Genomic DNA, 22,570 nt, shown 5'->3' with positions numbered 1-22,570 from the left:
TTGGCAAGCCCGCCCTCGCCACGGATAATGCCCAGTTTTTCCACCTGCGCATCGCGCGCCACCGCTTGCGGTCGAAAGAGAACACCATGAAAGACACCATTCGCCAGCTGATCCAACAAGCCCTCACCCAACTCGTCAACGAAGGTGTGTTGCCTGAAGGCCTGACGCCGGCGATCCAGGTGGAAAACACCCGCGACAAAACCCACGGTGACTTCGCCAGCAACATCGCGATGATGCTGTCCAAACCCGCGGGCATGAAGCCACGCGACCTGGCAGAGAAAATCATCGCCGCGCTGCCTGCCGACGAGAGTGTCACCAAGGCTGAAATCGCCGGCCCTGGCTTCATCAACTTCTTCCAGAACACCCAGGCCCTGGCTTCGCGCCTGGATGCGGCGCTGGCCGACGCCAAGATCGGCGTGCGCAAGGCCGGCCCGCTGCAGCGCGTGGTCGTCGACCTATCGGCGCCGAACCTGGCCAAAGAGATGCACGTCGGCCACCTGCGCTCAACCATCATTGGCGACGGCGCGGCGCGGGTCCTGGAGTTCCTCGGCGACGACGTGATCCGTCAGAACCACGTCGGCGACTGGGGCACTCAGTTCGGCATGCTGATGGCTTACCTGCAAGAAAACCCGATCACCAGCAACGAGCTGTCGGACCTGGAAAACTTCTACCGCGCCGCCAAGAAGCGCTTCGACGAATCCGAAGAATTCGCCGACCGCGCCCGTGGCCTGGTGGTCAAGCTACAAGCCGGTGACGCCGAGTGCCTGGCACTGTGGAACCGTTTCCGTGACATTTCCCTGTCTCACTGCCAGGAAATCTACGAACTGCTCAACGTCAAATTGACCATGGCAGACGTGATGGGCGAAAGCGCTTACAACGACGACCTGATGAATGTGGTCAACGACCTCAAGGCCAAGGGCCTGCTGGTGGAGAGCAACGGCGCGCAGTGCGTGTTCCTCGAAGAATTCAAGACCGCCGACGGCGAGCCGCTGCCGGTGATCATCGTCAAGGCCGATGGCGGCTACCTCTACGCCACCACCGACCTGGCCGCCGTGCGCTACCGCAGCGGCGTGCTCAAGGCCGATCGCGCCTTGTATTTTGTCGACCAACGCCAGGCGCTGCACTTCCAGCAGGTATTCGAAGTGGCGCGTCGCGCGGGTTTCGTCACCCACCCGATGCACATGGAGCACATGGGCTTCGGCACCATGAACGGCGCCGATGGCCGCCCGTTCAAGACCCGTGACGGCGGCACCGTGAAGCTGATCGACCTGCTCACCGAAGCGCAGGAACGTGCCTACACCCTGGTGAAGGAAAAGAACCCGGAGCTGGCCGAGGCCGACCTGCGCAACATCGCTCGCGTGGTGGGCATTGGTGCGGTCAAATACGCCGACCTGTCCAAGCACCGCACCAGCGACTACAGCTTCAACTTCGACCTGATGCTCAACTTCGAAGGCAACACCGCGCCGTACCTGCTGTACGCCTACACCCGTGTGGCTGGCGTGTTCCGCAAGCTGGGCAAGGACTTCAGCGAAGTTGAAGGCCAGATCGTGCTGGACGCCCCGCACGAACAGGAACTGGCCGCCAAACTGGCGCAGTTCGGCGAAGTACTGAACAGCGTCGGTGAGAAAGGCACGCCGCACATCCTGTGCACCTACCTGTACGAAGTCGCCGGCCTGTTCTCCAGCTTCTACGAGAACTGCCCGATCCTGACCGCCGACGACGAAGCCCAGAAGCAAAGCCGCCTGCGCTTGGCTGCACTGGCTGGACGGACCCTCAAGCAAGGCCTCGAGCTGTTGGGCCTGGAAACTCTGGAGCGTATGTAAGTTGGCCGCCAAGAAAAAACCTGCACCCAAGCGCGGCGCCAGCCGCTACCAGGCCCCGGCGAAGAAACCAATCCCGGGCTGGTTGTGGATGGCGATCGGCCTCACCGTCGGCGCGTTTATCGTGTTCCTGATGAAGCTGGATCCCGGCAAGGGCGATGACGTCAAACGGGTCAAGCAGGAACAGCAGAAGGCCACGAAAATGGCCGAAGCCAACAAGACGGCGCCGAGCCCGACCGCGCCCGTGAAGCCGAAGTACGACTTCTACACGCTGCTGCCGGAATCGGAAGTGATCGTGCCGCCTGACGCCGTGCCGGAGAAAACCCTGCCGACGCCACAAGTGCCGACCACGCCAGTCACCCCTGCCGAAGCGGCGAAAATCGACACGGCACGTGCCCAGGCCGCGCTGGCCGGCATTACGCCGCCGCCAGCGCCGCCGGTCGCCGAAACCAAGGCCGCGCCGGTGACCAAGTTCTTCCTGCAAGCGGGTTCGTTTCCGAAACAGGCGGATGCGGATCGCGTGCGGGCGCAGATTATTCTGCTGGGCCAGTCGGTGACGGTGGAGTCCGGCACGGTGAAGGATGCGACCTGGTATCGCGTGCTGGTGGGGCCGTTCAGCAACCGAGAACAGCTGACTGTGGCGCAGAAACAACTGGCTGGCGCGGGCTTTAGCAACCTGTTGTTACAACAACGCCAGAGTCGCTGACTCTAAGAGCACAGCAGGCACCATGTGGGAGCGGGCTTGCTCGCGAAAGCGGTATTTCAGTCAGTATTTTCGGCGACTGACCCACCGCATTCGCGAGCAAGCCCGCTCCCACATTTTGTTTTGCGGCGTGTCAGAAAGATAAACACCACTCGTCCGCACACTGCCCTCGCGGTTGAAATCCCCCCCGCCACCCCCATATGAGTTTCCATCAGGGCATTTTCGCCCCGCTGCGTGGAGACTCTCCCCTTGACCACCATCGTTTCAGTACGTCGCCACGGCAAAGTCGTCATGGGCGGCGACGGCCAGGTTTCCCTGGGTAATACCGTGATGAAAGGCAACGCCAAGAAAGTGCGCCGCCTGTACCACGGCCAGGTTCTCGCGGGCTTTGCCGGCGCTACCGCCGACGCCTTCACCCTTTTCGAGCGCTTCGAAGGCCAACTTGAGAAACATCAGGGCCACCTGGTGCGCGCTGCGGTTGAACTCGCCAAAGAATGGCGCACCGACCGCTCCCTCAGCCGCCTGGAAGCCATGCTGGCCGTCGCCAACAAAGACGCTTCCCTGATCATCACCGGCAACGGCGATGTGGTTGAGCCTGAGCATGGCCTGATCGCCATGGGTTCCGGCGGTGGCTACGCCCAAGCGGCCGCCAGCGCACTGTTGAAGAAAACCGACCTGTCGGCTCGCGAAATCGTCGAGACCGCCCTGGGTATCGCCGGTGATATCTGCGTGTTCACCAATCACAACCAGACCATTGAGGAGCAGGACCTCGCCGAGTAAGCCGTAGGCTTATTCCGCTTGAGGCCGCCAAACACTATGTCCATGACTCCCCGCGAAATCGTCCATGAACTCAACCGCCATATCATCGGCCAGGACGATGCCAAGCGCGCCGTAGCCATTGCGCTGCGTAACCGCTGGCGCCGGATGCAACTGCCCGAAGAACTGCGCGTTGAAGTGACGCCTAAGAACATCCTGATGATCGGTCCTACCGGCGTCGGTAAAACCGAAATCGCCCGTCGCCTGGCCAAGTTGGCCAATGCACCGTTCATCAAGGTCGAAGCCACTAAGTTCACCGAAGTGGGCTACGTGGGCCGCGACGTCGAGTCGATCATCCGCGACCTGGCCGATGCCGCTCTGAAGATGCTGCGCGAACAGGAAGTGACCAAGGTCAGCCACCGCGCCGAAGACGCCGCCGAAGAACGCATCCTCGACGCCCTGCTGCCACCGGCACGCATGGGTTTCAACGAAGACGCCGCGCCGGCCTCGGATTCCAACACCCGCCAGCTGTTCCGCAAGCGCCTGCGTGAAGGCCAGTTGGACGACAAGGAAATCGAGATCGAAGTCGCCGAAGTCTCCGGTGTCGATATCTCCGCCCCGCCTGGCATGGAGGAAATGACCAGCCAGTTGCAGAACCTGTTCGCCAACATGGGCAAGGGCAAGAAGAAAAGCCGCAAGCTCAAGGTGAAGGAAGCCTTGAAACTGGTGCGCGACGAAGAAGCCGGGCGCCTGGTGAATGAGGAAGAACTCAAGGCCAAGGCCCTGGAAGCGGTCGAGCAGCACGGCATCGTGTTTATCGACGAAATCGACAAGGTGGCCAAGCGCGGCAACTCCGGCGGCGTCGATGTATCCCGCGAAGGCGTACAGCGCGACCTGCTACCGCTGATCGAAGGCTGCACCGTGAACACCAAGTTGGGCATGGTCAAGACTGACCACATCCTGTTTATCGCCTCCGGTGCGTTCCACCTGAGCAAGCCAAGCGACCTGGTGCCGGAGCTGCAAGGCCGCCTGCCGATCCGCGTGGAACTCAAGGCGCTGACCCCAGGCGACTTCGAACGCATCCTCAGCGAGCCACACGCGTCGCTCACCGAACAATACCGTGAGCTGCTGAAAACCGAAGGCCTGGGCATCGAGTTCCAGCCGGACGGCATCAAGCGCTTGGCGGAGGTCGCCTGGCAGGTCAACGAGAAGACCGAGAACATCGGAGCCCGTCGTTTGCACACGTTGCTGGAGCGTCTGCTGGAGGAGGTGTCCTTCAGTGCTGGCGATTTGGCTGGCGCGCAGAATGGCGAAGAGATCAAGATCGACGCTGAATACGTCAACAGCCACTTGGGCGAATTGGCACAGAACGAAGACTTGTCTCGTTATATCCTGTAAGTCATGTGAACCCCTTGTAGGAGCCCGGCTTGCCGGCGATGCGTTCTTGAGAACGCCATCGCCGGCAAGCCGGGCTCCTACATGATCTGCACGGATCCCCGCCATGACTAAATTTCCCACCGCTGTAAACCTGCACAAAACCTCCAACACCCTCGGCCTCACCTACGGGCCCGACGAGGTGTACCAACTCCCCGCCGAACTGCTGCGCACCCACTCGCCTTCCGCCGAGGTCCAGGGGCATGGCAAGCCCATCCTGCAATTCGGCAAGCTCAACGTGAAGTTGATCAAGGTAGAAGCCGCCGGCCAGTACGCACTGAAATTGACCTTCGACGACGGCCATGACAGCGGACTGTTCACCTGGGACTACCTCTACCAACTGGCCGTGCGTCAGGACGCGTTGTGGGCCGATTATCTGGCTGAACTCAAAGCAGCCGGCAAAACCCGCGATCCGGATCAGTCGGTCGTACGGCTGATGCTCTAGACCAGGCCTCTTGCTCTTTAGAGGGCATTTTCTAATTTCATCTGCTTGAATGCCCTGTCGCGTGACCAACGACTGGTCCGCTTGCGAAAAAAATTAAACTCGGGTAACCAATGGAATTGGCAAGTTCCCTGCATTTGACGATGCGGTATCAACGGTCACCCGAGTCGCAGTACCAGGCTTGTGTTGTGTATCGAAACTGGGTGCGCAGCGGTCCCCGGTACTCGTCTTTCGGACAATGGAGCGTCGTAGATGAGTAACAAGAACAACGATGACTTGAAACGCCAGGCCTCGGAAAACACCCTGGGGCTCAACCCGATCATCGCGTTACGTAAAAAGGATTTACTCGCCTCGGCGAAGATGGTGCTGACCCAAGCCATCAAACAACCGCTGCACAGCGTCAAGCACGTCGCGCATTTTGGCGTCGAGTTGAAGAACGTGATGTTCGGCAAATCAGCGCTGGCGCCCGAAAGCGACGACCGTCGTTTCCAGGACCCGGCCTGGAGCCAGAACCCGCTCTACAAACGCTATCTGCAAACCTACCTGGCGTGGCGCAAGGAACTGCACGACTGGATCGGCGACAGCAACCTGTCGGAACAGGACATCAGCCGCGGCCACTTCGTGATCAACCTGATGACCGAAGCCATGGCCCCCACCAACAGCGCGGCCAACCCGGCGGCGGTCAAACGCTTCTTCGAGACCGGCGGCAAGAGCCTGCTCGATGGCTTGTCCCACCTGGCCAAGGACATGGTGCATAACGGCGGCATGCCGAGCCAGGTCAACATGGGCGCCTTTGAAGTGGGCAAGACCCTGGGCACGACCGAAGGCGCGGTGGTGTTTCGCAACGATGTGCTGGAGCTGATCCAGTACAAGCCGATCACCGAACAGGTGCACGAACGCCCGCTGCTGGTGGTGCCGCCGCAGATCAACAAATTCTATGTATTCGACCTGAGCCCGGAGAAGAGCCTGGCGCGCTTCTGCCTGCGCAATAACCAGCAAACTTTTATCGTCAGTTGGCGCAACCCGACTAAGGCTCAGCGCGAGTGGGGCCTGTCGACCTATATCGAGGCGCTCAAGGAAGCGGTGGATGTGGTCACGGCGATTACCGGCAGCAAAGATGTGAATATGCTCGGCGCCTGTTCCGGCGGCATCACCTGCACGGCACTGCTCGGCCACTACGCGGCGCTTGGGGAGAAGAAGGTCAACGCCCTGACCCTGCTGGTAAGCGTGCTCGACACGACGCTGGACACCCAAGTAGCGCTGTTCGTCGACGAACAGACCCTGGAAGCGGCCAAGCGCCATTCCTACCAGGCCGGCGTGCTGGAAGGCCGCGACATGGCCAAGGTGTTCGCCTGGATGCGCCCCAACGACCTGATCTGGAACTACTGGGTCAATAACTACCTGCTGGGTAACGAACCGCCGGTGTTCGACATCCTGTTCTGGAACAACGACACCACACGTTTGCCGGCGGCCTTCCACGGCGACCTGATCGAGCTGTTCAAGAACAACCCGTTGGTGCGAGCCAACGCACTGGAAGTGTGCGGCACGCCCATCGACCTCAAGCAGGTCACCGCCGATATCTACTCACTGGCCGGCACCAATGACCACATCACACCGTGGCAGTCGTGCTACAAGTCGGCGCAGTTGTTTGGTGGCAAGGTCGAGTTCGTGTTGTCCAGCAGCGGACATATCCAAAGCATCCTCAACCCGCCGGGCAACCCCAAGGCGCGTTACCAGACCAGCGACAGCCTGTCGGCGAAACCGCTGGACTGGCAGGAGAATGCCACCAAGCACACCGATTCGTGGTGGCTGCATTGGCAGGCGTGGCAGGCGGAGCGGGCGGGCAAGTTGAAGAAGGCGCCGACAAGTTTGGGCAATAAGACCTACGCAGCAGCGGAAGCTGCGCCGGGCACTTATGTACATGAACGTTAAGCAGATGTTTGGTTGAAATGCAGTCACTGTGGGAGCTGGCTTGCCTGCGATAGCGGCGGGTCAGTTGTTGATGGGCTGGCGGAAAGAATGCCATCGCAGGCAAGCCAGCTCCCACATGGATCGCATCGCCCATAAGACTTACGCACCACCTGACAGGGCTTTCCCATGCCGCAACCGTTCATCTTCCGCACCATCGACCTGGATGGCCAGGCCATCCGCACGGCGGTGCGCCCGGGCAAGCCTCACTTGACGCCGTTGCTGATCTTCAATGGCATCGGCGCCAACCTTGAATTGGTGTTTCCGTTCGTCCAGGCGCTGGACCCGGACCTGGAAGTGATCGCGTTCGATGTGCCCGGAGTGGGCGGTTCATCCACGCCCAATCGGCCATACCGCTTTCCCGGTCTGGCCAAACTCACTGCACGCATGCTCGATTACCTGGACTATGGCCAAGTGAACGCGGTGGGCGTGTCCTGGGGCGGCGCGTTGGCGCAGCAGTTTGCCTACGACTACCCGGAACGCTGCAAGAAGCTGATCCTGGCGGCCACGGCGGCAGGTGCGGTGATGGTGCCGGGCAAACCGAAAGTGTTGTGGCTGATGGCAAGTCCGCGCCGTTACATTCAACCGTCCCATGTGGTGCGCATTGCACCGATGATCTACGGGGGGTCGTTCCGCCGCGACTCACAACTGGCCGCCGAACACGCGAGCAAAGTGCGTTCGGCTGGCAAGCTCGGTTATTACTGGCAGCTATTCGCCGGGCTGGGCTGGACCAGCATCCACTGGCTGCACAAGATCCGCCAACCCACCCTGGTGCTGGCGGGGGACGACGACCCGCTGATCCCGCTGATCAACATGCGCATGCTGGCCTGGCGCATTCCCAACGCACAGTTGCACATCATCGATGACGGCCACCTGTTCCTGATCACCCGGGCGGAGGCCGTGGCGCCGATCATCATGAAGTTTCTGGAAGAGGAGCGCATGCGCGCGGTGATCCACCCGCGACCGGCCGTGTAAGGACCACACCGCCGCGCAACTTGCCAGGAACCGGCTATGGTTCTGAATTGGCGTGCCTGTTTGATGGCTTGACGAAGGAGTGTTGGCTCATGCGAGAAAGACCCGTGACGAACCCGGCGCCAACCCCTGCCGCGTTCATCAATGCGCAAAATGCGATCACCGGCCTGCGCGGTCGAGACCTGCTGTCGACCCTGCGCAGCGTGGCCGCCCATGGCTTGCGCAACCCGGTGCATACCGTTCGGCATGCCTGGGCGTTGAGCGGTCAACTGGGTCGCGTGCTGCTCGGTGAAACCGTGCACGAACCCAACCCCAACGACGGCCGCTTCACCGACCCCACCTGGAAGCTCAACCCACTGTACCGGCGCAGCCTGCAAGCCTATCTGAGCTGGCAGAAGCAGACCCGTCACTGGATCGATGACAGCAACCTGAGCGCCGATGACCGCGCCCGTGCGCATTTTGCTTTCTCGTTGATCAACGATGCGGTCTCCCCTTCCAACACCCTGCTCAACCCGCTGGCGATCAAGGAGCTGCTCAACTCCGGCGGCAACAGCGTGGTGCGCGGTGTGACCAACCTGTTCGAAGACCTGCTGCACAACAATGGCCTGCCGCGCCAGGTGAGCAAGCACGCCTTCGAAGTCGGCAAGACGGTCGCCACCACCCCCGGCTCCGTGGTGTTTCGCAATGAGCTGCTGGAGCTGATCCAGTACAAGCCCATGAGCGAAAAGCAATACGCCAAGCCGCTGCTGATCGTGCCGCCGCAAATCAACAAGTACTACATTTTCGACTTGAGCCCCGCTAATAGCTTCGTGCAGTACGCCCTGAAAAACGGCCTGCAGACCTTCATGGTCAGTTGGCGCAACCCGGATGTGCGGCATCGCGAATGGGGCTTGTCCACCTACGTCGCTGCGTTGGAGGAAGCACTCAACGTGTGCCGCGCGATCACCGGTGCCCGTGAAGTCAACCTGATGGGCGCCTGCGCCGGCGGCCTGACCATCGCCGCGCTGCAAGGCCACCTGCAAGCCAAGCGCCAGCTGCGCCGCATCTCCAGCGCCAGTTACCTGGTGAGCCTGCTGGACAGCCAGATCGACAGCCCCGCCACCCTGTTCGCCGACGAGCAGACCCTGGAAGCCGCCAAGCGCCGGTCCTATCAACAAGGCGTGCTGGACGGTCGCGACATGGCCAAGGTGTTCGCGTGGATGCGGCCCAATGACCTGATCTGGAACTACTGGATCAACAACTACCTGCTGGGCAAGGAACCGCCGGCCTTCGACATCCTGTACTGGAACAACGACAACACGCGACTGCCGGCAGCGCTGCATGGCGACCTGCTGGACTTCTTCAAACACAACCCGCTGAGCCATCCCGGTGGCCTGGAAGTGTGCGGCACGCCGATCGATTTGCAGAAGGTCACGGTAGACAGCTTCAGCGTGGCGGGCATCAACGACCACATCACGCCGTGGGATGCGGTGTATCGCTCCACCCAATTGCTGGGCGGCGAGCGGCGCTTCGTGCTGTCCAACAGCGGGCATATCCAGAGCATCCTCAACCCGCCGGGCAACCCCAAGGCTAACTACGTCGAAAACCCCAAGCTGAGCAGCGACCCGCGCGCCTGGTACTACGACGCCAATCACGTCGACGGCAGTTGGTGGCCGCTGTGGCTGGCGTGGATCCAGCAGCGCTCGGGCGTGCAACGGGAAACCCTTACTGCCCTGGGCAACCAGAACTACCCACCGATGGAAGCGGCACCCGGCACCTACGTGCGCGTGCGCTGAGCTCAACGATCACATTAAGAAGACTGGATGAAGACCCGCGATCGTATCCTTGAATGTGCCCTGCAGTTGTTCAACCAGAAGGGCGAGCCGAATGTGTCGACCATGGAGGTGGCCAATGAAATGGGGATCAGCCCCGGCAACCTCTACTACCACTTTCATGGCAAGGAGCCGCTGGTGCTCGGGTTGTTCGAGCGTTTCCAGAATGAGCTGGCGCCCCTGCTCGACCCACCAGCGGACGCGCAACTGGAAGCCGAGGATTACTGGCTGTTCCTGCACCTGATCGTCGAGCGCATGGCGCATTACCGGTTCTTGTTCCAGGACTTGTCGAACCTGGCGGGACGTTTGCCGAAGCTGGCCAAGGGCATTCGCAACTTGCTGACGGCGCTCAAGCGGACACTGGCGTCTTTGCTGGCGCGACTGAAGGCGGCGGGTCAGTTGGCCAGCAGCACCCAGGCCCTGGGGCAACTGGTGGAGCAGATCACCATGACGCTGCTGTTTTCGTTGGATTACCAGCGGATTCTTGATCGTGAAGGCGAGGTGCAGGTGGTGGTCTACCAGATCATGATGCTGGTGGCGCCGCATTTGCTGGCGCCGGCACGACTGGCAACCGAGAAGTTCGCGCTGAAATATCTGGATGACACCGTCTGAAATTGTGGGAGCGGGCTTGCTCGCTCCCACATTTGGATGTGGTGTGCCGTTGAAAGTAGCCCCATAAAAAATGCCCGACCTTTGCAGGCCGGGCATTTTTTGTATCCTGAGAAAAATCAGGACTGACTGGATGGCGTCGGGGTTGCCGGCGTTGCAGTCGGGGTCACAGCAGGGGTCGGTGCGGAAACCGAATTGGCTGTGGAAGCGGTTGGCGCAGTAGCAGGCTTGGCGGCAGCAGCAGGCTTGGGTGCTGCTGGTTTTTTCGCTACAGCAGGCTTTTTCGCGGCAGCGGGTTTTGCCGCTGGCTTGGCTGCAGCAGGTTTGGCGGCTGGTTTCGCGGCGGCAGGTTTGGCAGCGGGTTTTGCTGCAGCGGTTTTGGCGGCAGGCTTGGCGGCTGGCTTGGCAGCGGCCTTGGCTGCAGGTTTTGCGGCTGGCTTAGCGGCAGGCTTGGCAGCAGCTTTAGCAGCCACTGGTTTGGCAGCCGGTTTGGCGGCCGGTTTAGCTGCTGCGGTTTTGGCAGCTGGCTTGGCGGCTGGTTTAGCAGCAGCCTTGGCAGCGGGTTTTGCAGCCGGCTTGGCGGCAGCTTTTACCAGAGGCTTGGCCGCAGGTTTCGCAGCCGGTTTGGCCGCTGCGGTTTTAGCCGCTGGCTTGGCCGCCGGTTTTGCAGCAGCCGTTTTCGCGGGTGCCACTTTAGCGCCGGTGAGTTTTTCGATTTGCTTGGTCAAGGTATCGACCTTGCTGTGCAGCGTCTTCAACTCTGCCTTACTCGGCACGCCCAGTCGCGAAATGGCACTGTTGAGGCGTTTGTCGAAACTTTCTTCCAACTTGCCCCACGTGTCAGAAATGCTCGACTTGGCGGAGCCGGCAGTTGCCTTGGCGGCTTCAACTTTTTTACCAACCGTGGTTTTGGTCAACTTCTCGGCTTTCTCGCCGTCCTTGACCAAAGTCTCGAAGTATTTGCCGCCGTCACTGCTAACCTTCGAGTACACGCCTAAACCAGCAAGCCAGATCTTACGGGAATATTTTTCAACTTCCCCGACCCACGAGCTGCCTTCTTTCTGAGTAGTCTTTTTAACAGCCATCCCGATGTCTCCTTAGTGTTTACGCGCGACACGTTCTAGCAATGTCGTCAGCTCTTCGAGCTTAGCAGAGAGTGTCTCAACGTCATGTTTAGACGCAATGCCGATTCGATTCAAGGCACTGGCAACACGAGTGTCAAAAGCTTTTTCAACTTTATCAAGCTGAACTTCTACCAGACCTTTGACGGCGGAGACATTACTCTTTACTTGGTCAATCTGACTGTTGGCGGCTTCAAGTTGTTCAACTGCAACTTTTTTACCTTTACTTTCAACATGTTGACCGGTCTTAACCAGCTCTTTGAAGTACTCGCCGCCCTCGCTTCCGACCTTGGCATAAGCACCAAGTCCTGCCAGCCAGATCTTGCGGGCGTAGGATTTAACCTCGCTCAGGGGAGTGGTCTGGGCGTCGATTTTTTTCTTCAGGATAACTTTGGCCATGGTGCACCTCACGCAGAATAGGGTGGAGGAACGGCCCACAGGAGTTGAGGGCTTGGGCACAAAGTAGGCTGTAAAATTAGAATCGGCACCCTAAGAACAGACGGATCACACCAAGGCTTTATCCAGGGCTTTTTCGATTTCGGACTTGATGGTGCCACTCATGGCCGACATCAACAGGCCCAGTTCCACATCGATGCGCAACGAATCTTCAGTGACTAATACCGCGCCCTTAACCCCCGAACGCTTGAGGTTCAAGGTATCGCCGGACCATGACGGCTCCAGGCCATATTGCTCTTTGAGTTTGAGCGCCAACTTGTCGGCCTTTGCCCGCGCGCCTTCTTTACCCAGGGAATGTGCGCGCTCAACGGTTATACGGGCCATTGCAATGACTCCTCTTTATAGGGACGTGAATACCTTCGATGCGGCAAAAGGTCTCGGTGACCACCCATCTTACCTGCAGCCTTGCCAAGACAAAGCAGGCCTTGGGGATTATCATGTCCCGCATTCTCTTTTGGTGACAGCGATATGACTGATCAGCGCAAAGGCAGCGATGCCGAACCCACCACTCACTTCGGCTTCAAGAACGTCCCGGAAAGCCAGAAAGCGGAAAAAGTCGCTGAGGTGTTCCACTCCGTGGCGGCCAAGTACGACCTGATGAACGATGTGCTGTCGGGCGGTATGCACCGCCTGTGGAAGCGCTTCACCATCGAGTTGTCGGGTGTTCGCCCTGGCAACCGTGTGCTGGACATCGCCGGCGGCACAGGTGACCTGGCGGCCAAGTTTTCCAAGCTGGTTGGCCCGACTGGCCAAGTCGTATTGGCCGACATCAACAGTTCGATGCTCAAGGTCGGTCGCGATCGCCTGCTGGATAAAGGCGTGGCCGGCAATATCGAGTTCGTCCAGGCCGACGCCGAAAAGCTGCCGTTCCCGGACAACCATTTCGACTGCGTGACGATCGCCTTCGGCTTGCGCAACGTCACCCACAAGGAAGACGCGATCCGCTCGATGCTGCGCGTGCTCAAGCCGGGTGGTCGCCTGTTGGTGCTGGAGTTCTCCAAGCCGACCAACGCGGTGATGTCCAAGGTCTACGACACGTACTCGTTTGCCTTTATGCCACTGGTAGGGAAACTGGTGCTCAACGACCCGGACAGCTATCGCTACCTGGCCGAATCGATTCGCATGCACCCCGACCAGGAAACGCTGAAGTCGATGATGGTAGAAGCCGGTTTCGACCGCGTGACCTACCACAACATGACCTCGGGTATCGTCGCCCTGCACCGCGGCATCAAGCCCTGATGCTGCTCGCCAGCCTTCTCGCCAGCGTTGAACACGGCCTCAACCGTGTGCTGCGCCTGGACAGCACCGCCCTGGCGCGGCTTGCGCACCTCAACGGCAAGGTGATTGCCGTCGACTGCCGCAGCCCAGCCTTGCAGCTGTTTATCCTGCCCAGCGATGAAGGCCTGATGCTCGCGGCCCAATGGGCCGCCGACGCCGATTGCACCCTGCGTGCGCCGGCGTCGAGCCTGTTGCACCTGGCCTTGAGCCGCAACAAGACCGCCATCCTGCACAGCGCCGAAGTGGAGCTGGAAGGCGACAGCTCGGTGCTGATGGACCTGGCTGCCGTGCTGCAGGACCTGGAACTGGACTGGGAATACGAGCTGTCACGCTGGATCGGCCCCGTCGCCACCCAGTTGATCAGCGGGCACCTGCGCAGCCGTTCGCGCTGGTACCAGCAGGGGTTTGCCAGCCTCAACCAGAACCTCGCCGAATACCTGAGCGAAGAATCGCGCACCCTGGTCGGAGAACGTGAGGCGCAAGCGCGCTTTCGTGAACTCGACAAGGCCAAAATCGACCTGGAACGCCTAGAGGCCCGCTTCGAGCGCCTAAGCCGTTCCCTTGATCCAAGCGATAACGCATGAAGCTGCTCGCCGTCCGCCGTTTGTTTCGTATCCAGCGCGTCGTAATCCGCTACCAACTCGATGACCTGCTGTTCGCCCTGCCCCTGCCGTGGTTCCTGCTGGCAGTGCGCTATGTGCTGCCGTGGCGCTGGTTGCCGCGCAAGAAGCTGGAGCTGAGCCGTGGCGCGCGCCTGCGCCTGGCGTTGCAGGATCTGGGGCCAATTTTCATCAAGTTCGGGCAGATCCTCTCGACCCGCCGCGACTTGCTGCCTGAAGACATCGCCGACGAGCTGATGCTGCTGCAGGACCGCGTGCCGCCGTTCGATTCGCAGCAGTCAATGGCGTTGATCGAAGAGCAACTGGGCAAGAAAATCAGCGAAGTCTTCAGCCGCTTCGACGTCGCGCCTCTCGCGTCGGCCTCTGTGGCCCAGGTCCACGCGGCGCAACTCAAGACCGGCGAAGAAGTGGTGGTGAAGGTGATTCGCCCGGGTCTCAAGCCGATCATCGGCCAGGACCTGGCGTGGCTGTTCATCCTCGCCCGCGCCGCCGAGCGTTTCTCGGCCGATGCGCGGCTGCTGCACCCGGTAGACGTGGTCGCCGACTACGAAAAGACCATCTACGACGAACTCGACCTGCTGCGCGAAGCCGCCAACGCCAGCCAGCTCAAGCGCAACTTTGAAGGCTCGCCGCTGCTGTACGTACCCCAAGTTTACTGGGACTGGTGCCGCCCCAAAGTGCTGGTGATGGAGCGCATCTACGGCGTGCAGGTCACCGACCTCGCGACCCTGGCCGACCAGCGCACCGACATGAAGATGCTCGCCGAGCGAGGCGTGGAGATTTTCTTCACCCAGGTGTTCCGCGACAGTTTCTTCCACGCCGACATGCACCCCGGTAACATCTTTGTCAGCACCGTGAACCCGTGGAGCCCGCAGTACATTGCGATCGACTGCGGCATCGTCGGCAGCCTGACCCCCGAAGACCAAGACTACCTGGCCCGCAACTTGTTCGCCTTCTTCAAGCGCGACTATCGCCGTGTGGCGCAGTTGCACATTGATTCAGGCTGGGTGCCGGCGGAAACCAAGCTCAACGAATTCGAAGCGGCGATCCGTACCGTGTGCGAGCCGATCTTTGAAAAACCGTTAAAAGATATTTCCTTCGGCCAGGTGCTGATGCGCCTGTTCCAGACCGCGCGACGCTTCAACATGGAAGTGCAGCCACAGCTGGTATTGCTGCAAAAAACCCTGTTGAACATCGAAGGACTGGGCCGCCAGCTGTACCCGGACCTGGACCTGTGGAACACCGCCCAGCCGTTCCTCGAACGCTGGATGCGCGAACGCATGAGCCCGAAAACCGTGCTGGGCAACCTGCATAGCCAGATGGAACAACTGCCGCACCTGGCCAACATGACCCGCGACCTGCTGGAGCGCATGTCCCAGCCCCACGCCAAGGACCCGGCGCCGCCCTGGAAGCAGCGCAAGGACGACTGGTTCCTGCGCCTGCTGGGTGCTGCGCACCTGGTCGGCGGGGTGATGCTGGCCATCGGTGGCCCGCTGAACCAACTGGGCCACTGGCCGGCTGGCATCATGGTCGCGGTGGGTGTTTATCTGATCGTGCGTCGATAGCCAATCCGGTTATACACTGTCGCAAATTGCCGGAGCCGAACATGAAAGACTGGCTGGACGAGATCAAATGGGACAGTGACGGCCTGGTGCCGGCCATTGCCCAGGACTACAAGACCGGGCGCGTGCTGATGATGGCCTGGATGAACCGCGAGGCCCTGAGCCTCACCGCCACTGAGCAGCGCGCCATCTATTGGTCACGCTCGCGTGGCAAACTGTGGCGCAAGGGCGAAGAGTCCGGGCACGTGCAGACCCTGCACGAGATGCGCATCGACTGCGACGCCGACGTGGTGATCCTCAAGGTCGAGCAGATCGGCGACATCGCCTGCCACACCGGCCGTCACAGCTGCTTCTATCGCGTGTTCGAGAACGGCGAATGGAAAGTTGTCGAGCCGGTGCTCAAAGACCCGCACGCCATCTACTCGGCAGGACACTAGACATGAGCGATACCCTGAACCGCGTGGCCCAGGTGCTGGAAGACCGCAAAGGCGCGGATGCCGACAGTTCCTACGTCGCCAGTCTGTACCACAAGGGTTTGAACAAGATCCTGGAGAAACTCGGCGAAGAATCCGTCGAGACCATCATTGCGGCCAAGGACGCGCAAATCAGCGGTGATTACAGCGATGTAATCTACGAGACCGCTGACTTGTGGTTCCATAGCCTGGTCATGCTCGCCCAACTGGGGCAGCATCCGCAGGCTGTGCTGGATGAACTGGACCGACGCTTCGGCTTGTCCGGGCATGCCGAGAAAGCCTCGCGCCCGTCGGCCTGAATAACCAAGACTAGAGGATTTGCAGCATGGGCATTTTTGACTGGAAACACTGGATCGTCATTCTGGTGGTGGTGGTACTGGTGTTCGGCACCAAGAAACTCAAGAATTTGGGCACCGACGTGGGCGAATCGATCAAGGGCTTCCGTAAAGCCATGAACGACGACGAGAAACCGGCCGACCCGGCTGTAAATCCGGTGCCTCCGGCGCAGCCTGTGCACCCGCAGGCCACCCAGCCGATCACCGAGCGCCGTACGTTCGACGTTCAGGCTGAGAAAGTCGAAGAGCCGACCCGCAAAGACTCGTGAGCACTGACTAATGTTTGGTATCAGCTTCTCTGAACTGCTGCTCGTCGGCCTCGTAGCCTTGCTGGTACTGGGGCCGGAACGCCTGCCCGGTGCAGCACGTACGGCCGGCCTGTGGATCGGGCGCCTGAAACGCAGTTTCAACGCCATCAAACAGGAAGTTGAACGGGAAATCGGCGCCGACGAGATCCGTCGGCAACTGCACAACGAGCACATCCTTTCGTTGGAACAGGAAGCCCGCAAGATTCTGTCACCGGTGCAGGAGCCCGCCAAACCGGCGGAGCCTGTGGCCCAAAACAGCATCGCGCCTGTTGCCGAAGCCGCCCCCGTGGCACCGATCGCGCCCACCGAGCCTGCGCCGACGCCCACCGCGTCGCCCGCGCCCCATGACCCTACATTGCCGCCGCGAGCCCCATGAGCGCTGATAAACCGGAAAACGACCAGCATATGCCGCTGGTCTCGCACCTCACCGAGCTGCGTACCCGCCTGCTGCGTTGCGTAGCGGCCATCTTCATCATCTTTGCCGGGTTGTTCGCCTTTACCCAGCAGATCTACACCTTCGTCTCCACGCCGCTGCGCCAGTACCTGCCGGCCGGTGCGACGATGATCGCCACCGACGTGTCGTCGCCGTTCCTCACGCCGTTGAAGCTGACCATGATGGTCTCGCTGTTCCTGGCGATCCCGGTGATCCTGCACCAGATCTGGGGCTTTATCGCGCCGGGCCTGTACAAGCATGAGAAGCGCATCGCCGTGCCGCTGCTGGTGTCGAGCATCCTGCTGTTCTACACCGGCATGGCATTCGCTTACTTCCTGGTGTTCCCGCTGATCTTCAAATTCTTCGCCGCCGCCACCCCGGCCGGCGTGGAAATGATGACCGACATCACCAGCTACCTCGACTTTGTGATGACGCTGTTCTTCGCCTTCGGCGTGGCCTTCGAAATCCCGGTGGCCGTGGTGCTGCTGGTATGGATCGGCGTGGTCAACGTGGCGTACCTGAAGAAGATCCGCCCGTACGTGATCATCGGCTGCTTCGTGGTCGGCATGATCCTTACGCCACCGGACATCTTCTCCCAGACCCTGCTGGCCGTGCCCATGTGGATGCTGTTCGAAATCGGCATCCTATTCAGCGGTTTGATCAGCAAGCGCGGCGAACACCCGGATGACCAGCCCGACGACGACCAGCCGCCAGCGACCCAGCCGTGAACCTGCTGCTCCTTGAAGAGGCCGACTTCATCGCGGCCGACCGTGTGGTGCTGCGTGATCGACGCCTGGTGCACATGCAGGAAGTCCACCGCGCCGCCGTCGGCGACAGCCTGCGTGTTGGCCGCATCGGTGGACTGATGGGCAATGCGCAACTGCTGCGCCTGGAAGCCACCGAAGCCGAGCTGCAAGTCAGCTTCGACCAGCCGCCACCGGCCAAGCTGCCACTGACCCTGCTGCTGGCCCTGCCACGCCCGAAGATGCTGCGTCGAGTGTTGCAGACCGTCGCCGCCATGGGCGTGCCCAAGGTGGTGCTGCTCAACAGCTACCGCGTCGAAAAGAGCTTCTGGCAAACCCCGTTCCTGGAGCCCGAAGCGATTCGCGAGCAATTGATCCTCGGCCTGGAACAGGCGCGGGACACGGTGCTGCCCGAGATCATCATCGAAAAACGCTTCAAGCCGTTCGTCGAAGACCGCCTGCCGGCACTGGTTGAAGGCACCCTGGGCCTGGCCGGTCATCCTGGCGACTATCCAGACTGCCCCCGCGGCCTCGACGAGCCAGTGACCCTGGCGATTGGTCCCGAGGGCGGCTGGATTCCCTACGAAGTGGACCTGCTGGCCAAGGCCGGGTTGCAGCCGGTACAACTCGGCGCCCGCATCCTGCGCGTCGAAACCGCCGTCACCGCCCTGCTCGCCCGCTTGTTCTAACCCCGCTTACTCCGGATGGATGGGCTTTTTGTGGTGAGCGGGCTTGCCCCGCGCTGGGCTGCGCAGCGGCCCCAACAAGGACGCCGCAGTGTATCAGCAAGACAGAGATGCCTGGGTTTAGGGCGGCTCCGCCACCCAGCGCGGGTCAAGCCCGCTCACCACACAAACCCTCTCCGACATTCGACCTTGTTGCTACAGAACTCACCTACGCTGCCGATAAGCTCTTAATAAGTCCAAGCCTTGTTCCAGGGGAGTTCGCAGCATGTATCGTTGGTTAGCCGAAAAGCTGGGGAATGTCAGCGTCAAAACCAAACTCGGCGTGGGCTTCGGCCTGGTATTGCTGCTCACGTTGATGATCACCTTCACCGGCTGGACCGGCCTAGGCGACGTGATCAGTCGCGGTGACAAACTGGGCTATATCTCCAGCCTCAACGGCCTGACCAAGGACTTGCGCCTGGCGCGCCTGGACTTCGAAATGCGGCGCGGCGAACAAGGCACCGACGCGGTCAATAGCCTGATCGCCAAGCTGGACAGTGGCCTCAAAACCGCCGCCGACCTGATCGAGCAACCCGGCGACAAAGCCCTTGTGGAACAGCAACAAGACGCCTTGAACCAATACAAAAAGGCCTTTGCCGCCATGGTCCAGGCCGGGCTCAAACGCGAAGGTGCGCGCAGCAAACTGGGCGACACCGCCGACAACGCCGTGGCGAAGGTCAGCGAGGTCGAGAAAAGCCTGCTGCAAGGTGACAGCGTCACGCAGTTCAACAGCGTGGTCGACCTGAGCAAACTGATTCAGCAAGCGCGCTTCCAAGTGCGCGGCTATACCTACAGCGCCAAAGTCGAGGCTGAACAACCGGCCCTCGACGCCATTGATAACGCGGTGAAGAAAATCACCGAGCTGGAAGGCCAACTGCCCGCGCAGTACCAGGCCAATCTGCAGGAGGCCAGCACCTCGTTGCAAGCCTACCGCGCGGCCGTCAGCCAGTACCGTGACTCCCAGACCGCTGCCGCCGAGGCGCTGAAAGTCATGAGCGCCCAGGGCGACATCCTGCTAGCTCACAGCGAAAAACTCACCACCTCGCAAACGGTGGTGCGCGATACCGACGCCGCGCAGGCCAAACAACTCTTGCTGCTGGCGACCGTGCTGGCGCTGATCTTCGGCTTGGTGGCCGCCTGGGCGATCACGCGCCAGATCGTCATCCCGCTGAACCAGACTCTCAAGGTGGCGGAGCGCGTCGCCTCCGGCGACCTGAGCCACAACCTGACCTCCACACGCCAGGACGAACTGGGCCAACTGCAACGGGCCATGCAAAGCATGACCGTCGGCCTGCGCGAGCTGATAGGCGGTATCAGCGACGGCGTCACTCAGATCGCCAGCGCTGCCGAGCAATTGTCGGCCGTGACCGAACAGACCAGCGCCGGGGTCAATAGCCAGAAGGTCGAGACCGACCAGGTCGCCACCGCCATGAACGAAATGGCCGCCACTGTGCAGGAAGTCGCGCGCAACGCCGAGGAAGCCTCTGAAGCCGCCGTAGCGGCTGACCAACAGGCCCGAGAAGGCGACAAGGTCGTCGGCGAAGCCATAGCCCAGATCGAACGCCTGGCCACCGAGGTGGGTAACTCCACGGTCGCCATGGGCGACCTGAAGCGCGAAAGCGACAAGATCGGCAGCGTGCTCGATGTGATCAAGTCCGTCGCCCAGCAAACCAACCTGCTGGCCCTCAACGCCGCGATTGAAGCTGCGCGCGCCGGGGAAGCCGGGCGTGGCTTCGCCGTGGTGGCGGACGAGGTGCGTAGCCTGGCCCAGCGCACGCAGAAGTCCACCGAAGAGATCGAAGAGCTGATCGTCGGCCTGCAAAGCGGCACCCAGCAAGTAGCGACCATCATGGACAACAGCCGCGGCCTGACCGACAGCAGCGTCGAACTGACCCGTCGTGCCGGCAGCGCCCTGGCGAGCATCACCCGCACGGTCTCGACCATCCAGGCGATGAACTCGCAGATCGCCACCGCCGCCGAGCAGCAAAGCGCGGTGGCTGAAGAGATCAACCGCAGCGTGTTGAACGTGCGTGATGTGTCGGAGCAGACCTCGTCAGCCAGTGAAGAAACCGCCGCGTCCAGTGCAGAACTGGCCCGCCTGGGGATTTATCTGCAAACGCTGGTGGGGCGCTTCCGGATCTGAGCCACACTTTATGAAACGTCCTACGTAGTTATCAGCCCAGCAGTGTGCCGAATCGAATTAGCGTTTCCTTAGTTGCGAAACGCTTCTTCAGATTCGGAGGCCACCATGTTTTCTCTGCTGGTCAATGCCAGCGTCCGCCTCAAGCCCGCACAGGAACAGGCTATAGGACCTGACGCAGGAAGGCCTGGGCCCGTGGGTCCTTCGGCGCATCGAAGAACGCGGCCGGGGCAGCGTCTTCCAACAGTTTGCCATGGTCGAAGAACAGCACCCGGTCAGCCACTTCACGGGCAAAGCCCATTTCGTGGGTGACGCAGACCATGGTCATGCCTTCCAGGGCCAGGGTCTTCATCACGTCCAGCACTTCGCCGACCATTTCCGGGTCCAGCGCCGAGGTCGGCTCGTCGAACAGCATGACCTTGGGGTCCATCGCCAGAGCCCGGGCAATCGCGACGCGCTGCTGCTGCCCACCGGACAAGCGTGATGGAAACTCGTTGGCCTTCTGCGCGATTCCGACCTTTTCCAGCAATGCCAGGGCCTTGGCCTCGCGTTCCTTCTTGCTGCGCTTGCGCACGACTTTTTGCGCCAGGCACAGGTTTTCCAGCACCGTCATGTGGGGGAACAGGTTGAAATGCTGGAACACCATACCGACTTCGCGGCGATAGGCGTTCACGTCGGTTTTTGGATCAGCCAGTTGCAGGCCGTCGATGCTCACCGAACCCGAGTCGAATTCTTCCAGGCCATTGAGGCAGCGCAGGAAGGTGGACTTGCCGGAGCCGGACGGGCCAATCACCACCAGCACTTCGCCTTTGGCCACCTGGGTGGTCACGTTGTCGACCGCACGGACCACATGGCCACGGGTATCGAAGACTTTTACCAGATCGCGGACTTCAATCACTTTGCGCGAGCCTCCGCTCAAGCCGGCTGGCCATTTTCGACAGCGGCAGGTTGATCAGCAGGTACAGGCCTGCGACGCAGAACAGAATTTCAAACGGCGAGAACGAGGTGGTGATCACTTCGCGGCCGCTTTTGAGCAGTTCGGTAATCGCAATCACCGAGACCAGCGAAGTGTCTTTTACCAGGCTGATAAATTGCCCGGCCAATGGTGGCAACACGCGCTTGAACGCTTGCGGCAGTACCACATGGCGCATCGACTGGCTCGCGCTCAGGCCCAAGGACCGCGCGGCTTCATTCTGGCCGCGGGTGATGGACTGCACACCAGCGCGCACGATTTCCGCTACATAGGCGCCGGTAAACAGCGACAGTGCGGCGATCCCGGCAAATTCCCGGGACAGGTTGAGCACCGTGCCGATAAAGAAATAGAAAATGAAGATTTGCACCAATAGCGGCGTACCGCGCACCAGCTCGACGTAGATCGTCGACAGATCTCGCAAGGTCGGGTTGCTGGACAACCGGCACAAGCCGGTCGCCAAACCGATTGCCAGGCCCAGGATGCCCGATACCACCGACAGCCACAACGTGGTCCACAACCCCCACATCAGCGGGCCCAGCGCCCAATGGCGGGTCACGCCCACCACGTCGCCTTCGGCCACATCGTCGCCACGCGCCACTTGCAGGCTGTTGTCGGCAACGGTCAGCTTCTGCTCGGCGCCTGCGTCGTTGCGCAGGGTCACTTCGGCGACATCGCCTTTGCGTACCAACTCGACAACGGTGGAGATATCAGCGGCGCGCTGGGAAGTTTCAGCCTGGTAGGCGAAGTACTGCGGAACGCGGTTCCAGCGCCACTCGTAGGACATCAACGAGGTGGCGTAGTACAAGGCGCCAGCCAGGCCGACCAGCACGACCACAGTCAGCAGGTGCCAGGGCCATTGGGCTTTTTTCTGTTTCATTTCAACTCTCG

Annotated in this window: 24 protein-coding genes and 1 pseudogene; 20 read left to right on the top strand and 5 right to left on the bottom strand. The window is 61.0% G+C overall.

What is annotated here, in order from left to right; all coding sequences use genetic code 11:
* The first annotated feature begins 86 nt into the window (after positions 1–86).
* The 9 genes from argS to RB216_RS01860 all read left to right on the top strand — a co-directional run bounded on the left by argS (position 87) and on the right by RB216_RS01860 (position 10,518).
* Positions 87–1,823: an arginine--tRNA ligase gene (gene argS / locus RB216_RS01900; RefSeq protein ID WP_028615414.1), complete on the top strand. Its 1,737-nt coding sequence runs from the start codon at positions 87–89 to the stop codon at positions 1,821–1,823.
* Between the two features lies 1 nt (position 1,824).
* The gene (locus RB216_RS01895; protein WP_025858692.1) at positions 1,825–2,526 is read left to right on the top strand and encodes an SPOR domain-containing protein; all 702 of its coding nucleotides are present in this window, start codon (positions 1,825–1,827) and stop codon (positions 2,524–2,526) included.
* Positions 2,527–2,772: 246 nt separating this feature from the next.
* A complete protein-coding gene (hslV, locus tag RB216_RS01890) occupies positions 2,773–3,303 on the top strand; it encodes an ATP-dependent protease subunit HslV (RefSeq protein WP_003171209.1) in 531 nt (176 codons plus the stop codon).
* Between the two features lie 36 nt (positions 3,304–3,339).
* Positions 3,340–4,677 (top strand): ATP-dependent protease ATPase subunit HslU, encoded by a 1,338-nt coding sequence (hslU, locus tag RB216_RS01885; RefSeq protein WP_308908251.1) that lies wholly within the window; start codon positions 3,340–3,342, stop codon positions 4,675–4,677.
* Between the two features lie 103 nt (positions 4,678–4,780).
* Positions 4,781–5,158: a gamma-butyrobetaine hydroxylase family protein gene (locus RB216_RS01880; protein ID WP_028615412.1), complete on the top strand. Its 378-nt coding sequence runs from the start codon at positions 4,781–4,783 to the stop codon at positions 5,156–5,158.
* A 249-nt stretch (positions 5,159–5,407) separates the two neighbouring features.
* Entirely contained in the window at positions 5,408–7,087 is a 1,680-nt protein-coding gene (phaC, locus tag RB216_RS01875; RefSeq protein WP_236317530.1) for a class II poly(R)-hydroxyalkanoic acid synthase, read from the top strand.
* Positions 7,088–7,252: 165 nt separating this feature from the next.
* Complete coding sequence (phaZ, locus tag RB216_RS01870; RefSeq protein WP_028615410.1) at positions 7,253–8,098, top strand: poly(3-hydroxyalkanoate) depolymerase; 846 nt, start codon at positions 7,253–7,255, stop codon at positions 8,096–8,098.
* Positions 8,099–8,187: 89 nt separating this feature from the next.
* On the top strand, positions 8,188–9,870 hold the full coding sequence (gene phaC, locus RB216_RS01865) for a class II poly(R)-hydroxyalkanoic acid synthase (RefSeq protein ID WP_028615409.1): 1,683 nt from the start codon (positions 8,188–8,190) through the stop codon (positions 9,868–9,870).
* 27 nt (positions 9,871–9,897) lie between these two features.
* A complete protein-coding gene (locus RB216_RS01860; RefSeq protein WP_028615408.1) occupies positions 9,898–10,518 on the top strand; it encodes a TetR/AcrR family transcriptional regulator in 621 nt (206 codons plus the stop codon).
* A gap of 116 nt (positions 10,519–10,634) precedes the next feature.
* Here the strand turns inward: RB216_RS01860 and RB216_RS01855 are convergent, their stop codons facing one another.
* The 3 genes from RB216_RS01855 to RB216_RS01845 form a co-directional block, all read right to left on the bottom strand.
* A complete protein-coding gene (locus RB216_RS01855; RefSeq protein ID WP_308908250.1) occupies positions 10,635–11,600 on the bottom strand; it encodes a phasin family protein in 966 nt (321 codons plus the stop codon).
* Positions 11,601–11,612: 12 nt separating this feature from the next.
* Complete coding sequence (locus tag RB216_RS01850) at positions 11,613–12,035, bottom strand: phasin family protein (protein ID WP_236317534.1); 423 nt, start codon at positions 12,033–12,035, stop codon at positions 11,613–11,615.
* 105 nt (positions 12,036–12,140) lie between these two features.
* Entirely contained in the window at positions 12,141–12,416 is a 276-nt protein-coding gene (locus tag RB216_RS01845) for a polyhydroxyalkanoic acid system family protein (RefSeq protein ID WP_028615405.1), read from the bottom strand.
* A 144-nt stretch (positions 12,417–12,560) separates the two neighbouring features.
* Here RB216_RS01845 and ubiE point away from each other — a divergent pair, with 144 nt between their 5' ends.
* The 11 genes and pseudogenes from ubiE (at position 12,561) to RB216_RS29745 (ending at position 20,712) form a co-directional block, all read left to right on the top strand.
* Positions 12,561–13,331, top strand: a complete 771-nt coding sequence (gene ubiE, locus RB216_RS01840; RefSeq protein ID WP_016972732.1) for a bifunctional demethylmenaquinone methyltransferase/2-methoxy-6-polyprenyl-1,4-benzoquinol methylase UbiE — start codon at positions 12,561–12,563, stop codon at positions 13,329–13,331.
* On the top strand, positions 13,331–13,954 hold the full coding sequence (locus RB216_RS01835) for a ubiquinone biosynthesis accessory factor UbiJ (RefSeq protein WP_028615404.1): 624 nt from the start codon (positions 13,331–13,333) through the stop codon (positions 13,952–13,954). The genes ubiE and RB216_RS01835 overlap by 1 nt, the downstream gene beginning before the upstream one ends.
* Entirely contained in the window at positions 13,951–15,555 is a 1,605-nt protein-coding gene (gene ubiB, locus RB216_RS01830) for a ubiquinone biosynthesis regulatory protein kinase UbiB (protein ID WP_028615403.1), read from the top strand. Before RB216_RS01835 ends, ubiB begins: the two co-directional genes overlap by 4 nt.
* A 41-nt stretch (positions 15,556–15,596) precedes the next feature.
* Positions 15,597–15,989, top strand: coding sequence for a phosphoribosyl-AMP cyclohydrolase (gene hisI, locus RB216_RS01825; RefSeq protein WP_012721796.1), 393 nt, complete (start codon positions 15,597–15,599; stop codon positions 15,987–15,989).
* Between the two features lie 2 nt (positions 15,990–15,991).
* The gene (locus RB216_RS01820; protein ID WP_003187881.1) at positions 15,992–16,324 is read left to right on the top strand and encodes a phosphoribosyl-ATP diphosphatase; all 333 of its coding nucleotides are present in this window, start codon (positions 15,992–15,994) and stop codon (positions 16,322–16,324) included.
* A 26-nt stretch (positions 16,325–16,350) separates the two neighbouring features.
* Positions 16,351–16,629 (top strand): twin-arginine translocase TatA/TatE family subunit, encoded by a 279-nt coding sequence (locus tag RB216_RS01815; protein WP_016979166.1) that lies wholly within the window; start codon positions 16,351–16,353, stop codon positions 16,627–16,629.
* 10 nt (positions 16,630–16,639) lie between these two features.
* Positions 16,640–17,044, top strand: a complete 405-nt coding sequence (tatB, locus tag RB216_RS01810; protein ID WP_028615402.1) for a Sec-independent protein translocase protein TatB — start codon at positions 16,640–16,642, stop codon at positions 17,042–17,044.
* A complete protein-coding gene (tatC, locus tag RB216_RS01805; RefSeq protein ID WP_010213805.1) occupies positions 17,041–17,829 on the top strand; it encodes a twin-arginine translocase subunit TatC in 789 nt (262 codons plus the stop codon). Before tatB ends, tatC begins: the two co-directional genes overlap by 4 nt.
* Positions 17,826–18,533 (top strand): 16S rRNA (uracil(1498)-N(3))-methyltransferase, encoded by a 708-nt coding sequence (locus RB216_RS01800; protein ID WP_308908249.1) that lies wholly within the window; start codon positions 17,826–17,828, stop codon positions 18,531–18,533. Before tatC ends, RB216_RS01800 begins: the two co-directional genes overlap by 4 nt.
* Positions 18,534–18,795: 262 nt before the next feature.
* A pseudogene (locus RB216_RS29750) lies at positions 18,796–19,854 on the top strand (methyl-accepting chemotaxis protein); the annotation flags it as partial.
* A complete protein-coding gene (locus tag RB216_RS29745; RefSeq protein ID WP_371317946.1) occupies positions 19,840–20,712 on the top strand; it encodes a methyl-accepting chemotaxis protein in 873 nt (290 codons plus the stop codon). The pseudogene RB216_RS29750 and the gene RB216_RS29745, both read left to right, overlap by 15 nt.
* Positions 20,713–20,872: 160 nt before the next feature.
* Here RB216_RS29745 and RB216_RS01790 read toward each other — a convergent pair whose 3' ends face one another.
* A complete protein-coding gene (locus RB216_RS01790) occupies positions 20,873–21,607 on the bottom strand; it encodes an amino acid ABC transporter ATP-binding protein (protein WP_028615399.1) in 735 nt (244 codons plus the stop codon).
* The gene (locus RB216_RS01785) at positions 21,600–22,559 is read right to left on the bottom strand and encodes an amino acid ABC transporter permease (RefSeq protein ID WP_028615398.1); all 960 of its coding nucleotides are present in this window, start codon (positions 22,557–22,559) and stop codon (positions 21,600–21,602) included. Before RB216_RS01785 ends, RB216_RS01790 begins: the two co-directional genes overlap by 8 nt.
* Positions 22,560–22,570 lie beyond the last annotated feature (11 nt).

This window comes from Pseudomonas canadensis, assembly GCF_030980095.1.
GTDB classification, from domain to species: Bacteria; Pseudomonadota; Gammaproteobacteria; order Pseudomonadales; family Pseudomonadaceae; genus Aquipseudomonas; species Aquipseudomonas canadensis.
Note: the sequence above shows the minus strand (reverse complement) of the source record. Positions and strands in the feature narration are given on the sequence as shown.